This is a genomic window from Aeromonas sp. s5 (assembly GCF_040907865.1).
Lineage (GTDB): Bacteria > Pseudomonadota > Gammaproteobacteria > Enterobacterales > Aeromonadaceae > Aeromonas > Aeromonas dhakensis.
On the sequence record NZ_JBFOCO010000006.1, the window covers coordinates 218,296 to 242,244 of the forward strand.

Consider the following 23,949-nt stretch of genomic DNA (forward strand, 5'->3'; position numbering starts at 1 on the left):
ACAAATTGGTATCATTTGTGGCTGTTGAGGAAGGAGGCAAGCCACTCCTTGAACAGACTGGGGGGCAGGGAGCCGCTGCGCTGAGCCACCATCTTGCCCTGCTTGAATACCATCAGGGTGGGGATGCTGCGAATGGCGTAGCGGGCCGCGATGGCGGCCTGTTGCTCGGTATCGACCTTGACGAAGCGGATTTTTGGCTCAAGTTCACTGGCAACTTGTTGAAAAACAGGTGAAAATTGAAGGCATGGTCCACACCAGCTGGCCCAGAAGTCGACCACGACCGGGATGTCGGACTGGATCAGGGTATCGAACTGCTGCTCCTGGCCAGTGACCGGGGTGGTGGCGAACAGTTCGCTCTTGCAGCGACCACACTTCGCATTTGAATCCACCTTCTCCTCGGGCAGGCGGTTCCTGGTGAAGCAATGGCTACAATAGGTAGTGATAAATGACATAATTGATTCCTGTATGCATAAGCCCTGCAACATCTTTATTGCACTGTCAGGGCAGAGTAACGGTAACATAGCAGTCAATTATCTTTCACAGCCAGTGATCCCGTAGCGACGTGATGTCGGTGGATGCATGGCCATGACATGAGAATCGAGACGGGATGAATAATGTGACACGGGTCAATCGTGTTGTACTTAGCCTGATCATCGTATCGCTGCTGGCGTTTTCCGGCTATTGCTGGCAACTGCTCAGCCAGCAGCAGAAAGCCTCGGAGCTCAGCGTGGCGGCGGAGTTGATCCTCAACCGGGTCAATACCGATACCGTCTATCTGCTGGGGCGCGAGAAGGCCAACGACGGCAATGTACAGCAGCGTCTCAATCAGCTGTCGAGCAACCTCGACAGTTTCGTGCGCCAGGTGCGCAACGACCCCGACTCGGCCGACAATCCTCACTCTCAATCGCTGTTGCACGATATCGACAGCTATCTGCTTGATCTCGCCAAGCTTTACTCCATGGAGATGGCGATCGAGTACATAGAGCAGCCCTTTCAAAAGCAGCTGAACAGCCTGCTGGCAACCCTGCCGGCGGACGCTCCGCTGGCCATCGATCTGACCGAGCTGGCCCAGCTCAGCAATTACCTCAAACGCAGCTGGGACAAAGGCGAGCAACAGCAGTTGCAGGCCCTGCAGCGCCGTCTCAAGACAGCCTATCCCGCTTATCCCGAGGTGGTCGGGTTGGCCCAGCTGAGCGAGGATGTCAGCCATCAGGTCGTGGCGTATCACGTGCTGCGCAACCAGGTCATCGACATGCACGAGCTGGAGGGGTTGTCGCGCTGGAAACAGAGCAAGATGGAGCAGGCCTCCTCTCTCAAGAGCCGCTTCTACCTGATGGTGCTAGGGGGGGCCATGCTCTGCTTCGGTCTGGTGGCGGTGACCCTGTGGCGGCGCAACCAGAAGCTGAGCGAGCTGTCGCGTCAGACCGGTTTGCTGGCCCAGGCCAAGAGCGACTTTCTGGCCAACATGAGCCACGAGATCCGCACCCCCATGAACGCCATCATCGGCTTCAGCTCGCTGGCACTGCAGACCGAGCTGGATCAACAGCAGCGAGATTATCTCAGCAAGATCAAATCCTCATCGGATACCTTGCTGCTGCTCATCAACGACATTCTGGATCTGACCAAGGTGGAGTCCGGCAAGCTGACGCTGGAGGAGATCGACTTCGATCTCAGCGAGCAGATCGACTCGCTGGCGGGCATGTTCGCCGATCTGGCCGAGCGCAAGCACGTCGAGGTGATCATCAACAAGTCGCCGGCGGTGCCCGACTTTCTGCGTGGCGACCCGCTGCGCCTCGGTCAGGTGCTGGTCAATCTGGTCAACAACGCCATCAAGTTCACCGAGCGGGGCGAGGTGGAGGTGTCCATCACCCTGGTCAACCCCCATCCCATGCAGGTGCGTTTCAGCGTGCGCGACACCGGCATCGGTATTGCCGAGGAGAAACAGGCCCAGCTGTTCCAGCCCTTCACCCAGCTGGAGGCGGGCAACACTCGCAAATATGGCGGCTCCGGGCTTGGTCTCAACATCTCCCAGCGGCTGGTGGAGCTGATGGGAGGGCGGATCACGGTACAGAGCAAACCGGGTGCGGGCTCGGTGTTTCAGTTCGAGATCCCCATGACCAAGGCGGTGTACGGCGTCTCCGGGCGGCGGGTTTTCTTCGAAAACCAGCCGCTGGTGCTGGTGATGGATGACAACGAGCTGGTGCTTGACCTGGCCAAGGATATCCTGGGCCGGGCCGGGGCCAGGGTGATGGCGGTCAACAGCCTCTCGCGGGCTCGTCAGGTGCTGCGGGAAGAGGGGCAGAACGTCCGGCTGGCCATTCTCGACTGGCGCATGGGGAAGGAGGATGGGCTGGATCTGGCGCTCGAGATGTACCAGCACAGCCAGTGGCGCCGACTGCCCATCCTGATGACCAGTGCCTGGGCCAAGGAGGGACTGCACGGGCGGATGGAGAGCATGGGGCTGACCCACTTCCTGCCCAAGCCGATGACCGAAAATGCCCTGCTGGCCAAGGTGGACGAGCTGCTCAACGGCAGTTCACACGATCAGCAGTTCCGCCAGGCCGAGGTGCAGGGCGACCAGCAGCATTTTCGCGAGCTGCTGCAAGGCACCCGGGTGCTGCTGGCGGAGGACAACCGGGTCAACCAGCAGCTCATCATCGAATATCTGCGCCGGGTCGATGCCCTGGTGACCGTGGTGGGCAACGGCCGGGAGGCGGTCGAGCGGGTGGCCGAGCAGCCGTTCGACGTGATCCTGATGGACTTGCAGATGCCGGTGCTGGACGGGCTGGATGCTACCCGCCAGATCCGCAAGATGGTGGACAAGCACGATGTGCCCATCATCGCCCTGACGGCCAGCGCCATGCCGGGAGACAGGGAACGCTGTCTCGGCGTGGGGATGAACGGCTATGTCACCAAGCCGGTCAGCAAGCTCGATCTCTACAACAACCTGTTGCAGTGGGTGAAGAGTGCCAGCGGCGAGCGGTTGGTGCCGCTGGAGGTGAAGCCGCCCGACCTGATGGGGGTACTGGATCTGGAGGATGCCCTCAGACGGCTGGAGCAGGACAAGGAGGCGCTGCAGATCCTGTTCAAGCTGTTCATGTCGGAGCACAAGGATGACCTGTGGGAGATCCGCTCCGCCCTGCGTCGCCAGCAGCCCGACATCGCCTGCCGGTTGCTGCATACCCTCAAGGGGGTTTCCGCCAACATCTCCGCCTCCCGCCTGCAGATCCTCGCCGGCGAGCTGGAGTGGCGACTGCGCCAGCAGGAAGAGCTCACCGAGCAGGATCTGGAGCAGTTGCAGCAGGTCTTCAGTCTGACCCGGGAGGAGGTGTCTCACTTCCTGCTGACCGGAGAGCAGCATGAAGCATCGTATGGTGCCTTTGAACAGCGCGATGATCGTTTGTTGTAACAAGTGAAATAGCAATAATTCTCAAGCCTTCTGCTTCAGGCTATCATGACCTCCTCGTATCGCCCCCAGCCGGGGGCGATTGCATTGGGCTTTCCATGACGGGCGGCAGCCTCGGCCTGCCGCGACAAAGGATATCTACGTGAGCGTATTTGCAAGGCTGGGCTGGTTCTTCAAGGAGCAGTGGCAGCGTTACCTGGTCGCCATCTCACTGTTGATGATGGTGGCCCTGTTGACCGTGATCCCGCCCAAGGTGGTGGGCTGGGTGGTGGATGGCATCGCCAAAGGGTCGCTGGACAGTGCCACCCTGACCGGTTATCTGGCCGGCTTGTTCGGCCTGGGTCTGCTCATCTATCTACTGCGCTACGTGTGGCGGGTCATGCTGTTTGGTGCCTCTTACCGGTTGGCCTATGTGCTGCGCAACCGGCTCTTTGGCCACTTCACCCGCATGAGCCCGGACTTTTATCAGCGCCACCGCACCGGCGATCTGATGGCCCACGCCACCAACGACATCCAGGCGGTGGAGATGACCGCCGGGGAAGGGGTGTTGACCCTGGTGGACTCCATGATCGTCGGGATCCTGGTGCTCTCCATCATGTGCAGCCAGTACTCCTGGCAGCTGACCTTGCTCTCCCTGTTGCCGCTGCCGGTGATGGCGTTCTTCATGAACCGCTTCGGCACCCAGATCTACAAGGAGTTCAAGGCGGCGCAAGGGGCCTTTTCCCGGCTCAACAACAAGACCCAGGAGGCGCTCTCCGGCGTGCGAGTGCTCAAGTCCTACGCGGTGGAGTCGCTCGAAGATCGTGGTTTTGCCGAACTGACCCGGGAGGCGGGTGCCTGCAACATGGCGGTGGCCCGTATCGATGCCAAGTTCGACCCCGTGATTTACCTGTGCATCGGCTGTTCCTACTTCCTCGCGGTGGCCGGCGGCAGCGCCCTGGTGCTGCGTGACGAGCTGACCCTGGGGGAGCTCACCAGCTTCACCATGTACCTCGGTCAGCTGATCTGGCCCATGTTCGCCATCGCCTGGCTGTTCAACATCATAGAGCGCGGCAGCGCCGCCTATTCGCGGATCGAGAGCCTGCTGGCCGAGCGCAGCGATATCGAAGAGCCGGCTCACCCGGTGGCGCTGGCCTCGGCCTTTCCGCTGCGCGCCGTGGCGCTCAGCTACCAGCTCGAACAGCGTACCCTGCTGCGCAATGTGGAGTTCACCCTGCAAGCCGGCGGCATGCTGGGGATCGTCGGGCGCACCGGGGCGGGCAAGAGTTCCCTGCTCAAGCTGTTGATGCGACTGGCCAACCCCACCGCGGGGGAGATCTGCATGGGGGAGGTGCCCATCTCGCAACTGGCGCTGGGTGAGCTGCGCAGCCAGTTTGCCTATGTGCCGCAGGAGCCGTTCCTCTTCTCCACCACCATCGCCGCCAACATCGCCCTCGGCCGCCCCGATGCCAGCCGGGAGGAGATTGAGCGGGTTGCGCGTATCGCCTGCGTGCACGACGACATCAGTCGTTTCCCTAAGGGCTACGAGACCGAAGTGGGGGAGAAGGGGGTGACCCTCTCCGGCGGCCAGAAACAGCGGCTCGCCATCGCCCGCGCCCTGCTGCTGGAGGCCCCCATCCTGGTGCTGGACGATGCCCTCTCGGCGGTGGATGCCCACACCGAGCAGCAGATCCTGCACGCCCTCAAGGCCCACAAACGGACCCTGATCCTGGTCAGCCACCGGATGACGGCGGTGGAGCAGGCTGACGAGATCCTGGTGCTGGAGCAGGGCCACATCAGCGAACGGGGTCGCCACGGCACCCTGATGGCCCACAACGGCTGGTATGCGGACATGGTCCGTTATCAGCGTCTCGAGCAAGACGTGGAGGAGAGCCTGTGAGTCCACTCATCAAGCGCGTCTTCACTCGGTGTGGCGCTGAGCCTGAGTGCTGGTATGCCAGCCTGGTGCCTCGTCATCAGCTGCTGAAACAAGACGTGGAGGTGCGCCTGTGAACCCGACCATCAAACGACTGCTCGGGTACTGTGCCCGTTACCCGCGCTGGCTCATTCAGGCCGGGATCTGCCTGCTGCTGGCCACCGGCGCCGAAGTGGCCGGCCCCCTGCTCATCAAGCTGTTCATCGACGACTATCTGGCGCCACGCCAGCTGGTGTGGCCCGCCATCGCGGCCATTGCTGCCGGTTATCTCGGTCTGCAGGTATTGTCTGCGGCCGGTTTCTACCTGCAGTCCCTGCGCTTCAACCGCATCGCCCAGGCGGTGGTGCAGCGCCTGCGCGAGCAGGTATTTGCCACCGCCATCCGGCTGCCGGCCCGCTACTTTGACCAGCACCGCTCGGGTTCGCTCATCTCCCGCATCACCAACGACACCGAGGCGATCATGAACCTCTATGTGCAGGTGATAGGGCTCTTGGTGCAGAAGGTGGTGCTGCTGTGCGGCATCCTCATCTCCATGGCGCTGCTGGATCTGCGGCTGATGCTGGTGTGTGCCTGCCTGCTGCCGGCGGTGGGCGGGGTGATGTGGCTCTATCAGAAACTGAGTGTGCCCGTGGTGCGGGCGACCCGCAGCCTGCTCTCCGATATCAACAGCCGCCTCAACGAGTCGCTGCAGGGGATGCCGGTCATTCAGGCCATGGTGCAGGAGCGCCACTTCGCCAACGCCTTTGCCGAGGTGAACCAGCAGCACTGGGCAGCGCGCCTCAAGAGCCTCAAGATCAACGGCATTTTGCTGCGCCCGCTCATCGATCTCTTCTACATGATGGTGCTGATCGGCCTGTTGGCGCTGTTTGCCCGCGAGGGACTGAGTGCGGAGGGCGCCATCCAGGTGGGGGTGCTCTACGCCTTCATCAGCTATCTGGGGCGGATGATCGAGCCGCTCATCGAGATGACTAACCAGCTCAACCAGTTGCAGCAGGCCATGGTGGCCGGGGAGCGGGTCTTTGCCCTGCTCGATGAAGCGCGCGAGAGCACCGCAGGCGAGATGCGCCCGCTCAAGGGAGAGGTGAGCTTCGAGCGGGTAAGCTTCTCCTACGATGGCGAGCAGCAGGTGCTGCGGGATGTGAGCTTTGCTGCCCGTCCCGGCCAGATGCTGGCGCTGGTGGGCCACACCGGCAGCGGCAAGTCCACCATCATCAGCCTGCTGATGGGCTTCTACCCGCTGGATCAGGGCACCGTCCGTTTCGATGATCACCCGATGGCGAGCCTGTCGCTCTCGGCGGTGCGCCGCAGCATCGGGCTGGTACAGCAGGATCCCTTCATCTTCGTCGGCACCCTGGCCGAAAACCTGCGCCTTGGCCGCGACGGCATCCTTGATGCGCAGCTCTGGCAGGCGCTGACCGAGGTGCAGCTGGCCGAGTTCGTGCTGAGCCTGCCGGAGGGCTTGAACACCCTGATGGAGGAGGGGGGCAAGAACCTCTCCGCCGGCCAGCGTCAGCTGCTCTCCTTTGCCCGCGCCCTGGTGGGAGATCCGCGCATCCTCATTCTGGACGAGGCGACCGCCAGCGTTGACTCCCAGACCGAGCTGGCCCTCTCTTCGGCGTTGGCGGCGGCGCGCCGTGGCCGCACTACCATCGCCATCGCCCACCGCCTCTCGACCATCGTCGACGCAGACGAGATCCTGCTGCTCTCGCGCGGTCAGGTGAACGAACGGGGCACCCATGGCGAGCTGATGGCGCTGGGCGGCCACTATGCCCAGTTGTTCGAGATGCAGAGCCAGGGGGCTTGGCTCGAGGAGAAGCGGGCCTGACAGCCACAGGAACGAGCAGAGGGAACCGTTGCGGTTCCCTCTTTTTTGGGCTGGAGAAATGGCGGCAGCGTGATCCGCGTCCTTGTCGAACGCCAGCCATGCTGGCAACATGTTGTTTACATCAACTCATCGGATCAGTTCGCATATGGATTTGCAACGTTTGAAGGCCAACCTGGCGCTGCGGCTCTTTGCCTGGCGCTACATTCCCGTTATCGGTTTTTGTGCCCCCGTCATCGAAGAGATGAGCGCCAAGGCGCTGCGCATCCGCATTCCGCTCGGCTGGCGCACCCGCAACCACCTGGGCAGCATGTACTTTGGCGCGCTGGCCACCGGCGCCGATCTGGTGGGCGGTCTGCTGGTGATGGAGAAGGGGCGGCAGCGGCGCAAGAAGGTGCACTTCGCCTTCAAGGATGTGCAGGGGGAGTTTCTGAAGCGGCCCGAGGGGGATGTGCAGTTTGACTGCGCGGCCGGGGAGGAGATCGACGCCATGATCGACGAGTCGCTGGCCAGCGGTCAACGCATCAACCGCCCCATCCAGGTGGTGGCCACCTGTCCGACACTGAACGGAGATGAGGCGATGGCGCGCTTTGTGCTGACCCTCTCCATCAAGGCCAGTTGAATGCCAAAGGGCGCGTCGGCGCCCTTATTCAAGATTCAAGCGAGGTCAGAGGATCTCGGGGCTGACGCCTTCTTTCACCACGACCTTCATGCCGTTGAAGTTGACTACCTGGCCGGCCACTATCTTGCAGCGCTTGCGGGTCTCCACCTGACCGTTTACCTCCACCAGACCGTCGGCGATCAGCGCCTTGGCTGCGCCGCCACAATCAGCCCACCCCTGATGTTTGATAAGGTCACACAGGGCAATAAAGGGGTGCCCTTCGAGCAGAAACGTCTCCATGGAAAATCCTCTCGTGGATAAATGGCTGAAACAGCAGGGCGATTATTCTAGGCAGTTCGGGCCGTCAAGGAAAGGGCAAGGGCGCTGTCTGCGGGCAATAGTGGCTTAAGAGCATTTTGGGGGAACGCGCCATAGCAGTCAGCCCGGCACTGGCCGGGCTGACTGAGATCATGGAGCAAACCGCGTTCAGCCAAACTTCACCACGGCTTCCCCGCTGACGGCGATGGCACCGGTTGCCGTCAGGATGCGGGTGGCCAGGGTGATGATGGGCTTGTCGCTGCGCAGGGCGATGATCTCCACCTCTGCCGTCACCTCATCCCCCACAAACACCGGCTGTTTGAAGGCGAGGCTCTGACCGAGATAGATGGTGCCCTTGCCTGGCAGTTGCTGACCCAGCAGCCCCGAGAAGAGGCTGGCCAGCAGCATGCCGTGCACGATGGGGCGCTCGAACGGCGTGGTGGCGGCGAAGGCGGGATCCAGGTGCAGCGGATTGAAATCCTCCGACAGCCCGGCAAAGGCCGCGACCTCTGCCGCCCCGAACCGCTTGGTCAGGCTGGCCTTTTGGCCCACCTCGAAGGGGAGAGTGCTCATGCGGGCTCCTCCTCGGGTGTCGGCACAAAGACCGGGTTGAGCCGTACCTTGACGTAGCCACCGGGGGCCGCCTCCAGCCCTTCGCCTGGGATGCGGGCGGGGATGGGGGCGGGATCCTCTTCCCGGCTCTGGATGAAGGCTGCCATCTGCGGCCACCAGGAACCCGGGGTGTGGGTCGCGCCGGCGAGCCACGCCTCGGGGCTGGCGGCTTCGGTGTCGTTCTGCCAGAAGCCGTACTTGTTGGCATCCGGCGGATTGATGATGCCGGCGATGTGGCCCGATTCGGCCAGGATGAAGCGCTGCTCGCCACCGAACAGCTTCATGCCCTGCCAGGTGCCCTGCCAGAGGGCGATGTGATCGTCCATGGCAGAGACCAGCAGCACCGGGGTCTTCACCTTGGCGAGATCGATGCGGGTGTGGCGGATCTTGAGCTCCCCCTTCACCAGCTGGTTCTCCAGATAGAGCCGGCGTAGCAGGCTGTTGTGGGTCTTGCCCGCCACGTTGGTGCTGTCGCTGTTCCAGTGCAGCAGATCGAACGCCACCGGGCTCTGCCCCTTGAGGTAGCTGTCGATGTAGTAATTCCAGTAGAGGCTGTTCTCCCGCAGCAGGCTGAAAGAGACCGCCAGCTGGCGCCCGTCCATGATGCCTTTGGCCTCGTTCTGGGCCTCCAGCGCCGCAATGATGGGCTCGTGGATGAAGATGCCAAGCTCCCCCGGCTGGGAGAAGTCGAGCAGGGTGGTGAACAGGGTGGCGGAGCGAACCCGCTGCTTCTGGCGCCGGGCGGCCAGCCAGCCCATGGCCAAGGAGAGGGCGGTACCGCCGATACAGTAGCCGATGCCGTGCACTTCCCGCTCGCCGGTGGCTGCCTCCACGCCATCCAGCGCGGCGATGACGCCGTCCACCACGTAGTCGTCGAGATCGATGTCGGCCTGGGCCGGCCCCGGGTTGCGCCAGGAGATCATGAACACCGTCTGGCCCTGGGCAACCAGCCAGGCCACCAGGGAGTTCTGGGGCCGCATGTCCATGATGTAGTACTTGTTGATGAAGGGCGGCACGATCAGCACTGGCGTTCTGGCCACCGTCTCCGTGGTCGGGCTGTACTGGATAAGCTCATACAGCTCGGTGCGTTGCACCACCCGGCCCGGGGTCAGCGCAAGATCTCGACCCAGCTCGAAGGCGGATTCGTCGGTCAGGCGGATGTTGAGGTGATCGGCGCTGCGCTCGAGATCTTCGGCCAGCAGGGTCAGCCCGCGCACCAGATTCTGGCCGTCTGACTCCAGGGTGAGCTTGAGCAGCTCCGGATTGGTAGCCAGAAAGTTGCTGGGGGCCATGGCGTTGATGTACTGGCGGGTAAAGAAACGCAGCCGCTCCCGGCTCTTCTGGGGGACCCCTTCGAGGGCATCCACCGAGTCCAGCAGGTGTCTGGCGGTCAGCAGATAGGATTGCTTGAGGTAGTCATAAATGGGCTGCTCGCTCCAGGCGTCGGCCTTGAAGCGGCGATCGCTGCGCTCCGGGGCGATGACCGGCTCGCTCTGCTGGCCTGCGCTCTTGAGCAGGGTGTGTTGCATCAGCTTGAGCTGATCTTGCCACCAGTTCATCTGGGCATTGATCAGTTGCCAGGGCTGCTGGCTGCCCTGTTCCAGCACCTGGCCGAGATCGTCGAGATTGGTCTGCAGCAGGGCCTGGGCCGTGCGCTCGGTCTGCGCCTTGGCCATGTCCAGCAGCTTGTCGTTGTAGTGGGCCAGGGCCTCGAACAGCGGGCCGTAAGATGATTGGCTCATGTTCTCTCCTTCACCCATCCCCGGCGCAGGGCGAGCCTGTCGTGACGGAGCATGGGGAGATGTGGCTGCCCGCAGCGGGCAGCCAGGGGGATATCAGGCCTTGCCCGTGCTCTTTTTGATGCCGTCGGCAGTCAGGGCGTCCAGATCGTCCTTGAACTGCTGGCCGAGGGCGTTGAGCTTCTGGATGTCGTCCAGCATCTGGCGGGAGAGCTGGCTGGCGGTCTCCAGCTGGACGGTGCCGAGTGCTGCCAGGCTCTGGGCATCCTGCACCTTGCCGGCAGCCTGCAGCTGGTTCAGTCCCAGCTCGGCATAGGCGTTGGCGGAGGCCAGCTGCAGCCGGGTCAGCTGTTCGATGTTGCTGGCCAGCAGCTGGTTGTAACGGGTGAGGGGGGCAGCAAAGCCTTGCATCTGCTCGGTAAAGGTCTTGATTACGTCCATATTCATCGCGCGTCTCCGTGGTTGGCAGAAGGTATTGCAAAAGGGCCTATGGCCCGGGTTGGGTTACAACTGTGCGACTACATCCTCAAGTCGTTGCGTATCGCTTGCTCTGTTCAAACGTACGTTTAAGCATTGTGTTATCAAATGAGGCTTGATGTAAATAATATAAATGTTAATTTTTGGCGAAATGTTGACTCTGGTCTGTCCAGTCTGATTGGCCGGATTCAGACGAGGGGTGACGCAGCCAGCTCGCTTCGGCCTCGTTAGCGGGCCACAGGGCTGGTAGGCTGATGCACTCCCTGAGCCTCGAGGAATGCACCGATGAAACCTGCCCGCCTGCTGCTTGCCCTGGGGTCTGTTGCCCTTGGCGGCGTTGCCCACGCCAGTACCCCAGTCCAGCTCTCCCTGCCCGGCGTCAATCTGCCCGCGTCTCATCAGGTCGAGGGGGCGAGAGCATCTGTTCTCTATGGTCGCACCGGTCAGGTGAAGGGGATCGATCTGCCCGTTTTCGCCCTCTCCGACGTGGATCAATTCACCGGTCTGCAGCTTGGCGTCTTTTTCGGTGCCGGCCGGGTACGCCACCAGTTTGGCGGGGTGGCGATCAACGCACTCAACTGGCACGAGGGTCAGGACAAGGGGGTCAACCTTGGCTTCGTCAACCTGACCAACAATGTACAGGGTCTCAACTGGGGGGCCGTCAACATCGCCAAGGGCAATGCCCTGGCCAACGTCGGCTTCGTCAACTATGCCGAGCGCACCACTTTCCAGCTGGGCTTCATCAACGCCACCAAACACCTGGACGGTCTGCAGATCGGTCTCGCCAACTACGCCGAGAACGGGGTTTTCCCCATCTTGCCGCTGATCAATTTCAAGAAATCCTTCTAAGCCGCGCCGCCAGCCTTGCTTTAGGGGCGCCAGCCATTACCCTGTGCAGCATTGATAGCGTGCAGAGGTGACACTGGCATGACAATGGAACACATGGATGCCATCGGCATCGGCTGGGACGTAAGAGGCTGGCAGGGCAGTGCCCAGGCCGTGGCCGTGGTGGGGTGGCAGGCGCGTGAACAGCGGCTGCACTGGTTTGGCGTATCGCCCTTGTTTCGGCTGAGCTCACGGGTTGCGCCGGATCTGGATGCCTTGCTGCGCCCGGCACTGCACGATGAGATCCACCTGCTGCAGGTGCTGGCCTGCCCGCAGCTGGCGCTGGGGATCGACGCGCCGCTGGCGTTTCCTCGTGCCTTGGGCGAGCTGCTGGCGGGGAGGGCGACCGAGTGCGCCGTGCCCCAGCGCGAAATAGACAACCCTTATGCCTACCGGGACTGTGAACGCTGGCTCCATGAGCAATACGGCAAGAAGCCGCTCTCGGCCATCTTCGACAGGCTCGGCAACAATGCGACCCTGGCGCTCGCCATGCTGCCGAGGTTGGCCGACTTGCGACTGGTGCCCAAGCAGCAGGCTGAGGCCGATCGCGCTGTGCTGGAGGTCTATCCCGCGCTTGCCAAGATGGGGGGCAAGGCATCGGCGGTGCGTGCCGAGTTGCTGGCGCATCTGCCGGCCGATGTGACGGCGGGGACCGATCGCTACGATGCCGCCATCTGCGCTCTGATGGCGTTGCAATACGCCGCCAAGGGGAGCGTCTCCCTGTTGCCGGCACTGGTGGCGCCGCCCGCCGAGATGGCTTTGGACGAGGGTTGGGTCTACCACTTCGCTCGCCCCTGATAAACCGGATCGGGCCGACCAGCCCGGTCCTGCCTTTGGTCGGCCGTGAACTCCTCACTTGCGCTGACGTAGTTTCTTCCTTTCACTACGCTGCCTTGCTGCCTTGCTGCCTTGCTGCCTTGCTGCCTTGCTGCCTTGCTGCCTTGCTGCCTTGCTGCCTTGCTGCCTTGCTGCCTTGCTGCCTTGCTGAGGCCAGGGCTGCACCCGGCCATCTGTCCGTTCGCATGCCATCGCACGGTTCAACAAAAAGAGCGGATTTATTAAGCTTATATGCCATCAAACAAGAATGTTTAATCATCATTTCAGACCACACCGGTGGCATCCGCTGTCTCGGACTGTGGCATGGCAGTAAAGAGGGGGGAGGGATGAGGGTGACAACGCGTGTCTTCTCGAGGCTTTAGCAGATCAAATAAGGGTTTGTGCTGATCAAGGGTGGAAGTTCAATATCTTCATCCGATATATTGCGCCTTTCCCCTGACTCTTCTCTGCGGTGATGTCGATGAAACGCATTCTCTCTATCCAGTCCCACGTGGTGTTCGGCTGTGCCGGCAACAGCGCTGCCGTATTCCCCATGCGCCGTCTCGGCATGGAGGTATGGCCCATCAACACGGTGCAGTTCTCCAACCATACCCAATATGCGGCCGGTTGGCAGGGGATGGCCATGCCTGCAGGGCATATCAGCGCCCTGTGCATGGGGCTCTCGGACATCGGGGTGCTGGGACATTGTGATGCTGTGCTGAGCGGATATCTCGGCTCGGCGGAGCAGGGAGACGAGATCCTGACGGTGGTGGCCGCGGTCAAGGCCGCCAATCCTGCCGCCATCTATTTTTGCGATCCCGTGATGGGCCACCCGGAGAAAGGGTGCATAGTCGCCCCTGGGGTGACCCGCTTTTTGACCGAGAAGGCGCTGCCGGTGGCCGATGTCATGGCCCCCAATCTGCTGGAGCTGGAGACACTGTGCGACGTTCATCTGACCGATCTGGCGCAGACGCGGGCCGCGGCCCATCAGCTGCTGGCACGCGGGGTGAAGATGGTGCTGGTCAAGCACCTTGGGCGAGCCGCCCGCGAGCCGGGCCGCTTCGAGATGCTGCTGGCCACCCCCGAGGGGGATTATCTGATCGACCGTCCGCTCTACGAGTTTGCCCGCCAGCCGGTAGGCGTGGGGGATCTTATCAGCGCGCTGATGCTGGCCAATCTGCAGGCGGGTTACGATGCGGTCAGCGCGTTCGAGCGCACCAATGCGGCGGTGGATACGGTGCTGCTGCACACCTGGCAGGCCGATGCCTACGAGTTGCAGCTGATCGCGGCTCAGGAGGCCTTTGCCGCCCCCGAGATCAGGGCGCGGGCCGAGCGGCTGGCCTGATCTTCCCACCATTGGCCAAGTCTGAGCGCGGATGATCCACGTTCTGCTTGGCCCCCTGATCATCCTTCCTCATCTCTTAGTTAACAGTACACCCCTGCGCCGCTTATCTGGTTGCACACCGAACGAGGCAATGCCGCCTCAGCCATCCTCTTGGTCCTGACACTGGGCATCCGGTTCAGGTCAGGCCGTTATCCTGTTCCCGCAGCGCTTCATTATCCAGCGTGACTTGCCGGTAGTGCTCGACCGTGGGGAAGGGATCGTAGAAGTGATGGAGCAGGGCCTTCCACTGCTGGTATTGGGGTGAGCCACGAAAGCCCTGGGTGTGATCTTCCAGGCGCTGCCAGTTGACCAGCAGCAGATAGCGGTGAGGATCGGTCAGCGAGCGCTGGAGCTGGTGTCCGCCATAGCCCGGCATGGTGCTGATGATCCGTTGGGCCTGGGAAAATGCCAGCTCGAAGGCGGCAGCCTGACCGGGGATGACCTGCAGATGGGCGACTTCCAATATCATGGTGACTCCTTGTCCCAAGGGGAAAGGGCCATTGCAGCAGGTCGGACGGGGAATGACAAGACCGGCCACAGGGCCGGTCTTGTCGGTTTGATCACGGCTTTGCTTGTGTGCAGATCAGGTGCGTGGGTGACGGGCCCGGTAGCGCTCGGCCATGGCATTGGCCGCGATCATGGCGTGGTAGACATCCTGCTCGCTGACGCTCATCGGCATGTTGCCCATGGTGTCGAGAGGATCGCAGGCAAGCTTGGCCACCTGGCGCCACTCGCTCTCCACGAACTGGCTCAGTCCCATCTCCTGCAGGCTCATGGGCAGGCCGGCCAGCTGGATGATGCGCATCACCTCGTCGAGCTCGGCCTGGGGCGCGCGTTCGAGCACCAGCTGGGTGAGCAGGCCGAACACCACTTTCTCACCATGCTGGGCCCGGTGCAGATCTGGCACCACCGACATGCCGTTGTTGACCGCATGGGCCGCCGCCAGGCCGCCCGCCTCGGCACCTACGCCACTCAGATAGATGGTGGCCTCGATGGTCTGCTCCAGCGCCGGGGTGGTGACGTGATGGCGCATCGCGTCCATCGCCAGCTCGATGTTCTCCCCCAGCAGTTCATAGCAGAGCCGGGCCAGCCCGAGGCCGGTGCGGGAGGGGCGCTTGCCCACCAGATTGATGCCGTCGGCCCGGTAACAGGCGCGGGCCTCGAAATAGGTGGCCAGCGCATCGCCCACGCCGGCGGCGAAGAAGCGGGCGGGGGCCGCCGCTATGATGGCGGTGTCAGCGATCACCACGTCCGGGTTTTGTGGCAGGAACAGATAGCGCTCGAACTCCCCCGCCGGGTTGTAGATCACCGCGAGGGCGGTGCAGGGGGCATCGGTGGAGGCGATGGTGGGAAACAGCACCACCGGGCGGCGCAGGTAGAAGGCCACCGCCTTGGCGACGTCCAGGGTCTTGCCGCCACCGATGCCGACGATGACGTTGGCCCCCTGTTGTTCGGCAAGATCGCACAGGCGGCGGATCTCGATGTCGGTACACTCGTAGTTGAACTTCTCGACCGCTCCCTTCAGATCTGCCTGCAGCAGGCCGGCCAGCGCCTCTTCCCGCACTCGCTCCAGAATGAATTCGTCGCTGACAAGCAGGGCGTTGTCGCCGAAATCCTTCACGTGATCATGGAGTTGGGGCAGAAGATCGTGGCCGATGATGAACTTTTTGGGGGAGGTGACGGTACGAGGCAGGATAGGCATGCAGTATTCCTCAAGGCAGTAAGTGGCACCCGATTGGTATGCAAACGGGTCTTTCTGCCACACCATACGCCTCGTCTACCGTGAGGTGAAGGAAAAGTGGCGCTCAAATGGGGCTGTAGTCGGATCAGAATTAATCCATCTGACCGATTTGATTGTTTTTGAAGGGCAAAATGCAGGGAAAAACTGCACGCCCTCCATAGAGAGGGCGCGGCAGTTCAGTGGAGGTGTGGTGCGCGCCTCAAAGCTGCTTGTAAAAGAAGAGGGTGGCCGCCAGGGTGCCGTCGGCACTGCGGGCAAAGGCGGGGATCTGGCCCGCCTCCTGGTAGCCCAGCTGGCGATAGAGGCGGGAGGCGGCATCGCCCACCCGGGTGTCGAGCACCAGCAGGCTACGACCGGCCTCTCTGGCCCCTTGCTCCATGCTGGCCATCAGGGCACGGCCGACCCCCTGGCCACGGTGGAGACTGTGCACCATCAGTTTTTCCACCTCGGCGCGGTGACGGCCATTGGCCTTGGTGCACAGCGAGAGCTGGAGGGCACCGACCAGCTGGTGTTGCTCAAAAGCGACCCAGAGCCGGCGGCTGCCCGCGGCCAGCTCCGTCTCTATGCCCTGCCAATAGACGAGCCCCTGCTCTTCGGTCAGCGGCGGCAGGAAGCCCACCGAGGCGCCACTGGCCACGCTGTCTTGCAGTAAAGTGATGAGGGCAGGCTTGATGCCCTGGGTGGTATCAACCTCAACTATGTCCATCAGGAGTCCTTGTCAACGAAGTTCACGCCGTCGGCCCGGTCTGCCACGGCGCCTGCCGCCAACGGGACCGGCGGCAGGATGACTGGCTAGACTCGCCGTTTCCGCCGCCAATTTCAAGTCGTTGCCACTCGCCGGGTGCGCCCGATCACGCCACCCGGGCAGTTTCCCCTAGCGCATAAGTTTCTGTTCGACCAGCCAGGCAAACAGCAGCCGGGATACCGGGGAGATCTCGGCCAGATGGCGGCTGTCGAGCCAGCGTAGCTCGGCGATCTCCGCCGAGGCGACGGGCGTGCCGTCAGCCTCGCCGGTGTAGCAGCGCAGCCTGACGTTGACCCCCTCTGGCTTGCCGTCGGCCTGGGCGCTGAACTCGCAGGCAAACGCCAGGGTGTCGGGCTTGAGGGCCACGGCCAGCTCCTCCTCGATTTCGCGCATCAGCGCCGCCTCGTCGCTCTCTCCCGCTTCGCGCTTGCCGCCGGGAATGTAGTAGATGTGCTTGCCGTGGGAGCGGGCACAGAGCAGTTGCTGATCCTTGAAGGTCAGCCAGGCGAGTTTGTCGATCATGAACGTCTCTCTGGTGATGGGGTGGTGGCTTGTTCGCACAGGGTGCGGTAGGAGCGGGTTTCCAGCCGTTCGGGGTCCAACCCGAGCTGGGTGGCCAGGGCCAGCAGTTGCTGGCGATAGTCCGGCAGCAGGGCCTCGTCATCGGTCATGATGGCCAGCTCGGCAAAATCGCCAAGCCCTGCCAGGTGATCCAGGGTGACGTGGAACGGGCCGACGAAATAGATGCTGCGTACTTTGCGAAGGGTCAGTATCGGCTGGTAACCCAGGGTGTGCAGCATGCTGATGGCCTTGTCGGCGTCGGTGATGTTGACCGCCTCGCAGCGATCGGGTTCGGGCCCCTTCACGATCCAGAGCCGGATGCCGGAGGGGTGCATGGCGCGGATCAGCAGGCTCTTGCCCGCCGCGCTCAGGCTGCGGTCCGGGGTGTCGAAGTAGGTGTCCTGCTCCTGGTTGCGCTCCAGCATCACCTCGGGATTGAGGGCGGCGAGGGCTGTGGTGAAGGCCGCGACATCGCCGAGCCTGTATTTGAACTCGACCTCGAAGCGGCCCTGAAAGTGCTGTGCTGACATCGACAGGCATCCTTGAGTGTGCGGATTGGCATGGCGGGCAGCCTAGCAAAGTTGGCGGGCCGGCCCAAGGGGCAAGGCGGCAGGATGTGGAAACGATCTGTTTCCGGGGCGCAGGGTTGATCAATGCGCAGCATGCCACCGTGATCAAGGGCAGGCACCGCACATGGTCGAGTGAGTTCGGGCATGGCGGTTGCTCACAAGCTCGCCGAGCGGCCGGCAAAAGTTCGCGTTGGCGCACAGGATGGGGCGTGCAGGCTGGGCGAGGGCAGACCCTTGTGTTTTAATCCTCGCCACGTTTGCGGCAGCCGCCCCGTGCCGGGCCGCTGCCTTCGCTTTGGCAAGATGCAGGTGAGAAGATGCAAGTGACAGCAGAGAGCAAGTTTATCGGACTCGGGGTGGCGGGCAACTTCGCCGGTCATCTGGAGCAGGCCGGCGAGGCCTCGGATTTCGTGGCGGTGGTGGTGCGTGACACCAGCGCCCCCAAGGCGCTGTTCCCCTTCTACGTGCCGGGCCACCCCGGCCAGCTCGGCGTCTTCCCCTTGAGCGGCGACGCCATCTTTTTGCCGGAGGCGGCGGTGAACGGCGATGAGAAAGTGCAGATAGAGCCGGAAGTGGCGCTCTGGTGCGAGCTGGAGTACGCGGGGGAGCAGGTGGTGGCCATCCATCCGCGCGCTTTTGGTGCCTACAACGACTGCTCCATCCGCCGTCCCAACGCCAAAAAGATCAGCGAGAAGAAAAACTGGGGTGAAGAGAGCAAGGGGCTGGCCCCCGCGTTGTTGCCCCTGTCCCACTTCGCCGCCGGCTGCGAGCTCGATGACTACCGCATCGCCTGCTATCTGGAGCGGGATGGTGAGCTGCACCCCTACGGGGTCGACAGCGCGGCGGTGGATTACAGCTACTTCCACGGCCAGCTGCTGACATGGGCCATCGACAAGTTCAACCATCAGCAGGACGAGGGGCCGGCCGAGCACATCCAGGGGCTGCTGGCCCAGGCCGGGCGCCCGGCTCATGCCCTCATCAGCATCGGGGCCACCCGCTATACCCCGTTTGGCGAGACCCACTTCCTGAAGCCCGGCGACACCGCCTGCGTGCTGCTCTATCCGGCCAGCCGTTATAGCGAAAGTGATATCCGTGAGGCCATTCGCACCCGTCAGTTTGGGCCGGATCTGTCGGTGCTGCTGCAGGCGGTCAAGACCCGCTGAGGGGCGTTTGCCGATTTGCAGGTATGGTGCCCCCGAGGTTTGCGACCCTCGTCCAGGGTGGCGACGTGTCGCCATGGTTCAAGGAGAAGGAAGGATGACGCTCATAAGGTGCTGTACCCTGCAGGATATGACCGGCCTGCTGGCACTCTATCGGGAGTTGCGCCCCCATGACCCCACGCTTGCGCCGGACGCTGCCCGCACGGCGCTGACGGCCCTGCTGACCCAGCCGCATCTTCACCTGCTGGTGGCGGAGGTGGATGGCCAGCTGGCGGCCACCTGCCAGCTTGGCGTGGTCGTGACCCTGACCAATGGTGGCCGGCCGTTTGGCATCATAGAGCACGTGGTGACGGCCTCTGCGTTTCGGCGCCGGGGCATCAGCCGGCAGTTGCTGACCCATGCGCTTGAGCTTGCCTGGCAGCAGGATTGCTACAAGGTGATGCTGCTGTCTGGGGAGGGGCGCGATGAAGCCCACCGCCTCTATGAAAAGCTGGGCTTCAAGGCCGGCATCGAGAAAGGGTTTGTCCTCAAGCAGGTCGACGCCATGACAACGACCGGACAGGCCCCGAACAATCAAGCGATTGAGTGAGCACGATATGAGACTGGAGCAGGCCGTGCGCGGGGATTATCAGGTCCTGATCGCGCTGTGGGAGGCGTCGGTGCGCGCCACTCACCACTTTTTGCCGGAGAAGGAGATAGCCACCCTGCGCGAGCTCATTCTGGAACATTACTTTGACGCAGTGACCCTCACCTGCGCCCGCAGCGAGCAGGGGATCGCCGGCTTTTGCGGGGTACACGAGGGCAATATCGAGATGCTCTTCATCGACCCCGCCCTGCGCGGGGGCGGGGTTGGCCGCCTGCTGGTGGCCGATGCCATCGCCCGGCTGGGGGCGACCCGGGTGGACGTCAATGAGCAAAATGAACCGGCACTCGGTTTTTATCGCCACCTGGGCTTCGCGGTGGTGGGCCGCTCGGCGCTGGACGGGCAGGGCAAGCCCTATCCGCTGTTGCACATGTCCATTGCGACAGAGGGCACTGACAGGCCAGTGACGCCATCATGAAAAAAACCGCCCTCGGGCGGTTTTTTGTTTATGACGGGATCAGGACGGCCTGTTACTCCTCATTGGAGTTGTCCTGATAGTCGCCGCGCTGGGCCTTGGGCAGGCGGCGCATGGGGGCAAAGCCGATATCCTCGCCCACCACTTCCCGCTTGCGCGCCGGGGCGGGTTTTTTGGCACCATCCCCCTTGCCTTTGCCGGCGGCGGGCTTGCCCTTGCCACCCTTGGCATTGGCGGCGCCACGGGCGCGCGGCGGGTTTTGTACCGGCTTGCTGCCGGGCAGGGTCTGCCGGCTCGGTTTGCCGCTGGGTTCATAGCCGTCCAGGATCTCGACGGAGAGGGATTGGCCGATCAGCGCCTCGATGGCCTTGAGCTGACCCAGCTCGTCCTGGCTCACCAGCGAGATGGCCTCGCCGCCACGACCGGCGCGGCCGGTGCGGCCGATGCGGTGGATGTAATCCTCCGCCATCTGGGGCAGCTCGAAGTTGATCACGTGGGGCAGCTGATCGATGTCCAGACCTCGGGCGGCGATGTCGGTCGCCACCAGCACTCGCACCTTGCCCTCGCGAAAATCCGCCAGCGCCCGGTTGCGGGCACCCTGGCTCTTGTCGCCGTGAATGGCGACGGTATCCAGGCCATCCTTTTGCATCTGCTGGGCGAGCCTGTCGGCAATCTGCTTGGTGCGTACGAACACCAGCACCCGCTGCCAGTTGCCGCGACCGATCATGTGGGAGAGCAGCTCGCGACGCCGTTCCCGGTCGACCTGGATGATGCGCTGGGTCACCTGTTCGGCGGCGGTGTTGCTGGGGTCGACCTCGATCAGGGTCGGGTCGCTCAGCAGATCGTCCGCCAGCGCCTTGATGTCGTCCGAGAAGGTGGCGGAGAAGAGCAGGGTCTGCCGTTCGGCGGGCAGGGCCTTCATGATGCGGCGGATGTCGTGGATGAAGCCCATGTCGAGCATGCGATCCGCCTCATCCAGCACCAGCACTTCCAGCTCGGTCAGGGTCAGGGCGCCCTGGGTCAGCAGGTCCAGCAAGCGGCCCGGGGTGGCCACCAGGATGTCGATGCCGAGCTTGATGGCGTCCAGATTGGGCTTGATGCTGACACCGCCGTAGGCGACCAGGGTGCGAAACGGCAGGTGGTGGGCATATTTGATGATGCTCTCGCCCACCTGGGCGGCCAGCTCGCGGGTCGGGGTGAGCACCAGGGCGCGCACCTGACGACGGCCACGGCCATGGTTGGCCAGCAGCCGCTGCAGCATGGGCAGGGTGAAGCCGGCCGTCTTGCCTGTGCCTGTCTGGGCGCCGCCGAGCACGTCCTGCCCGGCCAGAATGGCGGGGATGGCTTGCTGCTGGATGGGGGTTGGCTGTTCGTAACCCAGCTCCTTGACGGCCCGCAGGATGTGCGGGGACAGACCCAGTTCGTTGAATGACATGTTCGAGAGAGACTCCTCTGGTGAGCCTTGGGCTCAGCGGGTGACCGGCGCACGGGGCCGGCCACGGGATGAAAGTGATAACGGGGGCGTAATATAGCAAAAGCGCGGCCGCTGCGCAGTAGCTGTCGCACCGGCCGCTCAATTAGGCAGGTTCAGGCAATCAGAGCAGATCGCGGATGGGGGCGACCAGGTTTTCCGGTTTGGTGGTGGGGGCAAAGCGATCCACCACCTGGCCGTCCCGGTCGATCAGGAACTTGGTGAAGTTCCACTTGACGTTCTCCAGCCCCAGCAGACCCGGCTTCTCCTTCTTGAGCCACTGATAGAAGGGGTGGGCCTGTTCGCCGTTGACCTCGCACTTGGCCATGATGGGGAAGCTGACCGGATAGTCGAGGGAGCAGAAACGGGCGATCTCCTCGGCATCGCCCGGCTCCTGGTGGCCGAACTGATCGCAGGGGAAACCCAGGATGACCAGCCCCTCGGGTCCCAGCTCCCGATAGAGTGCCTCCAGTCCCGTGTATTGAGGGGTAAAGCCGCAGCGGCTGGCCACGTTGACCACCAGAATGACCTGGCCCGCGAGGGAGGCGAGCGGCAGTTCGCTGCCGTCGAGGCGTTGCAGGGTGAGTTCGGGCAAAGACATGAAAGACTCCTTTGAGTGGGGCCCATTCAGGGCACATTGCACCACGTTAACGGGGGCGGCGGCGGGGAGCAAGCCGGAGTGCTCCCTTGGTGGGAGCAGATTGAGTGCGCCGGATCACAGAGTGGCGATCGGGTCGAGATAATAGGGGTCTTGGCGGCCCGGATGGCGTATTGATGGTGGGACTTCTCAAGAGAAGCAAACCGGTTTGTGTCTTGGCCGGGAAGTCGCTAAAAAGCGCCCTCTTTCCACTTGTTGCGAGTCAATCTTGGACTATCAAGCCGTCATGGACGCCATATACACCCGGGGATGGGTGATAGTGGATGATTTTTTAACCGCCGCCGAGGTGGATGCCCTCAGAGCCTGTCTGCCGGACGAGTGGCGACCGGCGGGGATCGGCCGCGATACCCTGCATCAGGACAACCGCGACATTCGCCGGGATCAGATCCACTGGCTCGACGCCTCCCTCGGCGCGCCGGTGGCCGACTACCTGGCCCGCATGGAGGCGCTGCGCCTGGCCGCCAACCGGATGCTGATGCTCGGGTTGTTCGACTACGAGGCCCACTTTGCCCGTTATCGCAGCGGTGACTTCTATGCCACCCATCGCGACGCTTTCGCCGGGCGCTCCAACCGCCGCCTCACCTCGGTGTTTTACTTGAACAACGACTGGCAGCCAGAGGCGGGCGGGGTGCTGCGCATGTACGGTGACGACGAGCAGTTTCTGATGGACGTCTCCCCCCGGGGCGGGCGACTGGTGCTGTTTCTATCCGAAGAGTTCCCCCACGAGGTACTGCCCGCCAACCAGGAGCGCTACAGCATCGCCGGCTGGTTTCGGGTCAACGGCAGCGGCAATGGCCGGCTCGATCCGCCGCGCTGAGCTCTTTTCATCCAATTTCTGACACAGGCGAGAATATTTATGGCTCTTGTCGGCGGATGGGGCGCCCATCGGCTGACAAGGCTCGATCTCCCTTGCTACACTGGCCCGCACTTATCTTCGTATCTGGCTTCGTCCGGTTTTAATGCGGTTGGGTTTTAAATGGTGATGGCGAAGCCGCTTTTCCCAAGGGATCACATCTAATGAAGAACATCCATGTCTTGCTGCTGTGTGGCGGCGGTGGCTCCGAACACGAAGTCTCGCTGCGCAGTGCCAATTTCCTCGAAAAACAGCTCTCTCTCCTGCCCGGCGTGGAAGTGACTCGGGTCGAGATGTTTGCCGACCGCTGGCTCAGCGCCGACGGCCGCGAGTGCAAGCTGGGGCTGGACAAGCTGCTCTCTTTCGACAGCGTGGCCCGTCCGGTTGATTACGTGGTGCCCTGCATCCACGGCTACCCGGGTGAGACCGGCGATCTGCAATCCTTCCTCGAGCTGGCCGGCCTGCCTTACCTCGGCTGCGACGCCGAGGCGAGCAAGGTGTGCTTCAACAAGATCACCACCAAGCTGTGGCTCACCGCCCTCGGCATCCCCAACACCCCTTATCTGTTCCTGACCGAGCAGAACGGCGCGGCGTTGAGCGAGGCGAAAGCGGCGCTGGCCAAGTGGGGCAAGGTCTTCATCAAGGCAGCCTCCCAGGGCTCTTCCGTCGGCTGCTACTCCGCCAGCAACGAAGCGGATCTGGTGAAGGGCATTGCCGATGCCTTCGGTTACTCCGAGCAGGTACTGATCGAAAAAGCGGTCAAGCCGCGCGAGCTGGAAGTGGCGGTCTACCAGTACGGTGACGAGCTGGTGGCTACCTACCCGGGCGAAATCTGCGTGCCGCAGGACAAGTTCTACACCTATGAAGAGAAGTACAGCAGCGCCAGCCACACCGAGACCGCCCTGCGCGCCGAGGGGCTGACCCAGGCCCAGGCCGATGCCATTCACGAGTACGCCCTCAAGGCGTTCCGTCAGCTCAAACTGACTCACCTGTCGCGCATCGACTTCTTCCTGACCGAAGAGGGGGAGATCCTGCTGAACGAAATCAACACCTTCCCGGGCATGACCTCCATTTCCATGTTCCCGAAACTGCTGGAGCATCACGGCCACAGCTTCGCGCACTATCTGGAGCAGATCCTGCGCAAGGCGGTCTGACGGC

Annotated in this window: 24 protein-coding genes; 12 read left to right on the top strand and 12 right to left on the bottom strand. The window is 62.9% G+C overall.

What is annotated here, in order from left to right; all coding sequences use genetic code 11:
* Nucleotides 1-11: 11 nt before the first annotated feature.
* A complete protein-coding gene (gene trxC / locus AB5Y94_RS05205; RefSeq protein WP_368205132.1) occupies nucleotides 12-452 on the bottom strand; it encodes a thioredoxin TrxC in 441 nt (146 codons plus the stop codon).
* Between the two features lie 155 nt (nucleotides 453-607).
* On the opposite strand from trxC, the gene AB5Y94_RS05210 reads away from it, so the two are divergent.
* The 4 genes from AB5Y94_RS05210 (at nucleotide 608) to AB5Y94_RS05225 (ending at nucleotide 7,765) form a co-directional block, all read left to right on the top strand.
* The gene (locus AB5Y94_RS05210) at nucleotides 608-3,409 is read left to right on the top strand and encodes a response regulator (RefSeq protein WP_368205133.1); all 2,802 of its coding nucleotides are present in this window, start codon (nucleotides 608-610) and stop codon (nucleotides 3,407-3,409) included.
* A 139-nt stretch (nucleotides 3,410-3,548) separates the two neighbouring features.
* Entirely contained in the window at nucleotides 3,549-5,285 is a 1,737-nt protein-coding gene (locus tag AB5Y94_RS05215; protein ID WP_368205134.1) for an ABC transporter transmembrane domain-containing protein, read from the top strand.
* Nucleotides 5,286-5,394: 109 nt separating this feature from the next.
* Nucleotides 5,395-7,146 carry an ABC transporter transmembrane domain-containing protein gene (locus AB5Y94_RS05220; protein WP_017782650.1) on the top strand — a complete coding sequence of 584 codons (1,752 nt, stop codon included), beginning with the start codon at nucleotides 5,395-5,397 and terminating at the stop codon, nucleotides 7,144-7,146.
* 145 nt (nucleotides 7,147-7,291) lie between these two features.
* Nucleotides 7,292-7,765 (top strand): DUF4442 domain-containing protein, encoded by a 474-nt coding sequence (locus AB5Y94_RS05225; RefSeq protein ID WP_319906977.1) that lies wholly within the window; start codon nucleotides 7,292-7,294, stop codon nucleotides 7,763-7,765.
* 45 nt (nucleotides 7,766-7,810) lie between these two features.
* On the opposite strand, the gene ybcJ is transcribed toward AB5Y94_RS05225, so the two are convergent.
* From ybcJ to AB5Y94_RS05245, 4 genes are all read right to left on the bottom strand, one after another.
* Nucleotides 7,811-8,044 carry a ribosome-associated protein YbcJ gene (gene ybcJ, locus AB5Y94_RS05230; protein ID WP_005300419.1) on the bottom strand — a complete coding sequence of 78 codons (234 nt, stop codon included), beginning with the start codon at nucleotides 8,042-8,044 and terminating at the stop codon, nucleotides 7,811-7,813.
* A gap of 186 nt (nucleotides 8,045-8,230) precedes the next feature.
* Nucleotides 8,231-8,635 (bottom strand): MaoC family dehydratase, encoded by a 405-nt coding sequence (locus tag AB5Y94_RS05235; protein ID WP_005300422.1) that lies wholly within the window; start codon nucleotides 8,633-8,635, stop codon nucleotides 8,231-8,233.
* A complete protein-coding gene (locus AB5Y94_RS05240; RefSeq protein ID WP_368205135.1) occupies nucleotides 8,632-10,416 on the bottom strand; it encodes a class I poly(R)-hydroxyalkanoic acid synthase in 1,785 nt (594 codons plus the stop codon). Before AB5Y94_RS05240 ends, AB5Y94_RS05235 begins: the two co-directional genes overlap by 4 nt.
* A gap of 93 nt (nucleotides 10,417-10,509) precedes the next feature.
* A complete protein-coding gene (locus AB5Y94_RS05245) occupies nucleotides 10,510-10,860 on the bottom strand; it encodes a phasin family protein (RefSeq protein ID WP_005300428.1) in 351 nt (116 codons plus the stop codon).
* 315 nt (nucleotides 10,861-11,175) lie between these two features.
* Here AB5Y94_RS05245 and AB5Y94_RS05250 point away from each other — a divergent pair, with 315 nt between their 5' ends.
* The 3 genes from AB5Y94_RS05250 (at nucleotide 11,176) to pdxY (ending at nucleotide 13,936) form a co-directional block, all read left to right on the top strand.
* Nucleotides 11,176-11,739 carry a hypothetical protein gene (locus AB5Y94_RS05250; protein ID WP_017765419.1) on the top strand — a complete coding sequence of 188 codons (564 nt, stop codon included), beginning with the start codon at nucleotides 11,176-11,178 and terminating at the stop codon, nucleotides 11,737-11,739.
* A gap of 78 nt (nucleotides 11,740-11,817) precedes the next feature.
* Complete coding sequence (locus AB5Y94_RS05255) at nucleotides 11,818-12,573, top strand: DUF429 domain-containing protein (protein ID WP_368205136.1); 756 nt, start codon at nucleotides 11,818-11,820, stop codon at nucleotides 12,571-12,573.
* 499 nt (nucleotides 12,574-13,072) lie between these two features.
* Nucleotides 13,073-13,936 carry a pyridoxal kinase PdxY gene (pdxY, locus tag AB5Y94_RS05260; protein WP_368205137.1) on the top strand — a complete coding sequence of 288 codons (864 nt, stop codon included), beginning with the start codon at nucleotides 13,073-13,075 and terminating at the stop codon, nucleotides 13,934-13,936.
* Nucleotides 13,937-14,111: 175 nt separating this feature from the next.
* On the opposite strand, the gene AB5Y94_RS05265 is transcribed toward pdxY, so the two are convergent.
* The 5 genes from AB5Y94_RS05265 to AB5Y94_RS05285 form a co-directional block, all read right to left on the bottom strand.
* On the bottom strand, nucleotides 14,112-14,444 hold the full coding sequence (locus tag AB5Y94_RS05265) for an antibiotic biosynthesis monooxygenase (protein WP_005300439.1): 333 nt from the start codon (nucleotides 14,442-14,444) through the stop codon (nucleotides 14,112-14,114).
* A 114-nt stretch (nucleotides 14,445-14,558) separates the two neighbouring features.
* Nucleotides 14,559-15,677 (bottom strand): glycerol dehydrogenase, encoded by a 1,119-nt coding sequence (locus AB5Y94_RS05270; RefSeq protein WP_368205138.1) that lies wholly within the window; start codon nucleotides 15,675-15,677, stop codon nucleotides 14,559-14,561.
* Between the two features lie 238 nt (nucleotides 15,678-15,915).
* Nucleotides 15,916-16,422: a GNAT family N-acetyltransferase gene (locus AB5Y94_RS05275; protein ID WP_139397554.1), complete on the bottom strand. Its 507-nt coding sequence runs from the start codon at nucleotides 16,420-16,422 to the stop codon at nucleotides 15,916-15,918.
* Nucleotides 16,423-16,590: 168 nt separating this feature from the next.
* Nucleotides 16,591-16,983, bottom strand: coding sequence for an NUDIX domain-containing protein (locus AB5Y94_RS05280; RefSeq protein WP_026139176.1), 393 nt, complete (start codon nucleotides 16,981-16,983; stop codon nucleotides 16,591-16,593).
* Entirely contained in the window at nucleotides 16,980-17,552 is a 573-nt protein-coding gene (locus AB5Y94_RS05285; protein ID WP_368205139.1) for a class IV adenylate cyclase, read from the bottom strand. Before AB5Y94_RS05285 ends, AB5Y94_RS05280 begins: the two co-directional genes overlap by 4 nt.
* Nucleotides 17,553-17,908: 356 nt before the next feature.
* On the opposite strand from AB5Y94_RS05285, the gene AB5Y94_RS05290 reads away from it, so the two are divergent.
* From AB5Y94_RS05290 to AB5Y94_RS05300, 3 genes are all read left to right on the top strand, one after another.
* Nucleotides 17,909-18,754, top strand: a complete 846-nt coding sequence (locus AB5Y94_RS05290; RefSeq protein WP_139430787.1) for a DUF5718 family protein — start codon at nucleotides 17,909-17,911, stop codon at nucleotides 18,752-18,754.
* A 94-nt stretch (nucleotides 18,755-18,848) separates the two neighbouring features.
* Nucleotides 18,849-19,340, top strand: coding sequence for a GNAT family N-acetyltransferase (locus tag AB5Y94_RS05295; RefSeq protein ID WP_368205140.1), 492 nt, complete (start codon nucleotides 18,849-18,851; stop codon nucleotides 19,338-19,340).
* Between the two features lie 7 nt (nucleotides 19,341-19,347).
* Complete coding sequence (locus AB5Y94_RS05300) at nucleotides 19,348-19,812, top strand: GNAT family N-acetyltransferase (RefSeq protein ID WP_124250981.1); 465 nt, start codon at nucleotides 19,348-19,350, stop codon at nucleotides 19,810-19,812.
* A gap of 52 nt (nucleotides 19,813-19,864) precedes the next feature.
* Here AB5Y94_RS05300 and AB5Y94_RS05305 read toward each other — a convergent pair whose 3' ends face one another.
* On the bottom strand, nucleotides 19,865-21,244 hold the full coding sequence (locus AB5Y94_RS05305; protein WP_368205141.1) for a DEAD/DEAH box helicase: 1,380 nt from the start codon (nucleotides 21,242-21,244) through the stop codon (nucleotides 19,865-19,867).
* A gap of 160 nt (nucleotides 21,245-21,404) precedes the next feature.
* Nucleotides 21,405-21,881, bottom strand: a complete 477-nt coding sequence (locus AB5Y94_RS05310; RefSeq protein WP_010634097.1) for a glutathione peroxidase — start codon at nucleotides 21,879-21,881, stop codon at nucleotides 21,405-21,407.
* A gap of 265 nt (nucleotides 21,882-22,146) precedes the next feature.
* On the opposite strand from AB5Y94_RS05310, the gene AB5Y94_RS05315 reads away from it, so the two are divergent.
* Together AB5Y94_RS05315 and AB5Y94_RS05320 are read left to right on the top strand one after the other, a co-directional pair.
* On the top strand, nucleotides 22,147-22,755 hold the full coding sequence (locus AB5Y94_RS05315) for a 2OG-Fe(II) oxygenase (protein WP_019838799.1): 609 nt from the start codon (nucleotides 22,147-22,149) through the stop codon (nucleotides 22,753-22,755).
* 200 nt (nucleotides 22,756-22,955) lie between these two features.
* Nucleotides 22,956-23,945 (top strand): D-alanine--D-alanine ligase, encoded by a 990-nt coding sequence (locus AB5Y94_RS05320; RefSeq protein WP_124250979.1) that lies wholly within the window; start codon nucleotides 22,956-22,958, stop codon nucleotides 23,943-23,945.
* The last annotated feature ends 4 nt before the right edge of the window (nucleotides 23,946-23,949 follow it).

What these genes read in the sequence shown, in the direction of transcription:
- trxC (WP_368205132.1), bottom strand. Translation starts at nt 452, where the DNA reads ATGTCATTTATCACTACCTATTGTAGCCATTGCTTCACCAGGAACCGC.
- AB5Y94_RS05210 (WP_368205133.1), top strand. Translation starts at nt 608, where the DNA reads ATGAATAATGTGACACGGGTCAATCGTGTTGTACTTAGCCTGATCATC.
- AB5Y94_RS05225 (WP_319906977.1), top strand. Translation starts at nt 7,292, where the DNA reads ATGGATTTGCAACGTTTGAAGGCCAACCTGGCGCTGCGGCTCTTTGCC.
- ybcJ (WP_005300419.1), bottom strand. Translation starts at nt 8,044, where the DNA reads ATGGAGACGTTTCTGCTCGAAGGGCACCCCTTTATTGCCCTGTGTGAC.
- AB5Y94_RS05235 (WP_005300422.1), bottom strand. Translation starts at nt 8,635, where the DNA reads ATGAGCACTCTCCCCTTCGAGGTGGGCCAAAAGGCCAGCCTGACCAAG.
- AB5Y94_RS05240 (WP_368205135.1), bottom strand. Translation starts at nt 10,416, where the DNA reads ATGAGCCAATCATCTTACGGCCCGCTGTTCGAGGCCCTGGCCCACTAC.
- AB5Y94_RS05245 (WP_005300428.1), bottom strand. Translation starts at nt 10,860, where the DNA reads ATGAATATGGACGTAATCAAGACCTTTACCGAGCAGATGCAAGGCTTT.
- AB5Y94_RS05250 (WP_017765419.1), top strand. Translation starts at nt 11,176, where the DNA reads ATGAAACCTGCCCGCCTGCTGCTTGCCCTGGGGTCTGTTGCCCTTGGC.
- AB5Y94_RS05255 (WP_368205136.1), top strand. Translation starts at nt 11,818, where the DNA reads ATGACAATGGAACACATGGATGCCATCGGCATCGGCTGGGACGTAAGA.
- pdxY (WP_368205137.1), top strand. Translation starts at nt 13,073, where the DNA reads ATGAAACGCATTCTCTCTATCCAGTCCCACGTGGTGTTCGGCTGTGCC.
- AB5Y94_RS05265 (WP_005300439.1), bottom strand. Translation starts at nt 14,444, where the DNA reads ATGATATTGGAAGTCGCCCATCTGCAGGTCATCCCCGGTCAGGCTGCC.
- AB5Y94_RS05270 (WP_368205138.1), bottom strand. Translation starts at nt 15,677, where the DNA reads ATGCCTATCCTGCCTCGTACCGTCACCTCCCCCAAAAAGTTCATCATC.
- AB5Y94_RS05275 (WP_139397554.1), bottom strand. Translation starts at nt 16,422, where the DNA reads ATGGACATAGTTGAGGTTGATACCACCCAGGGCATCAAGCCTGCCCTC.
- AB5Y94_RS05280 (WP_026139176.1), bottom strand. Translation starts at nt 16,983, where the DNA reads ATGATCGACAAACTCGCCTGGCTGACCTTCAAGGATCAGCAACTGCTC.
- AB5Y94_RS05285 (WP_368205139.1), bottom strand. Translation starts at nt 17,552, where the DNA reads ATGTCAGCACAGCACTTTCAGGGCCGCTTCGAGGTCGAGTTCAAATAC.
- AB5Y94_RS05290 (WP_139430787.1), top strand. Translation starts at nt 17,909, where the DNA reads ATGCAAGTGACAGCAGAGAGCAAGTTTATCGGACTCGGGGTGGCGGGC.
- AB5Y94_RS05295 (WP_368205140.1), top strand. Translation starts at nt 18,849, where the DNA reads ATGACGCTCATAAGGTGCTGTACCCTGCAGGATATGACCGGCCTGCTG.
- AB5Y94_RS05300 (WP_124250981.1), top strand. Translation starts at nt 19,348, where the DNA reads ATGAGACTGGAGCAGGCCGTGCGCGGGGATTATCAGGTCCTGATCGCG.
- AB5Y94_RS05305 (WP_368205141.1), bottom strand. Translation starts at nt 21,244, where the DNA reads ATGTCATTCAACGAACTGGGTCTGTCCCCGCACATCCTGCGGGCCGTC.
- AB5Y94_RS05310 (WP_010634097.1), bottom strand. Translation starts at nt 21,881, where the DNA reads ATGTCTTTGCCCGAACTCACCCTGCAACGCCTCGACGGCAGCGAACTG.
- AB5Y94_RS05320 (WP_124250979.1), top strand. Translation starts at nt 22,956, where the DNA reads ATGAAGAACATCCATGTCTTGCTGCTGTGTGGCGGCGGTGGCTCCGAA.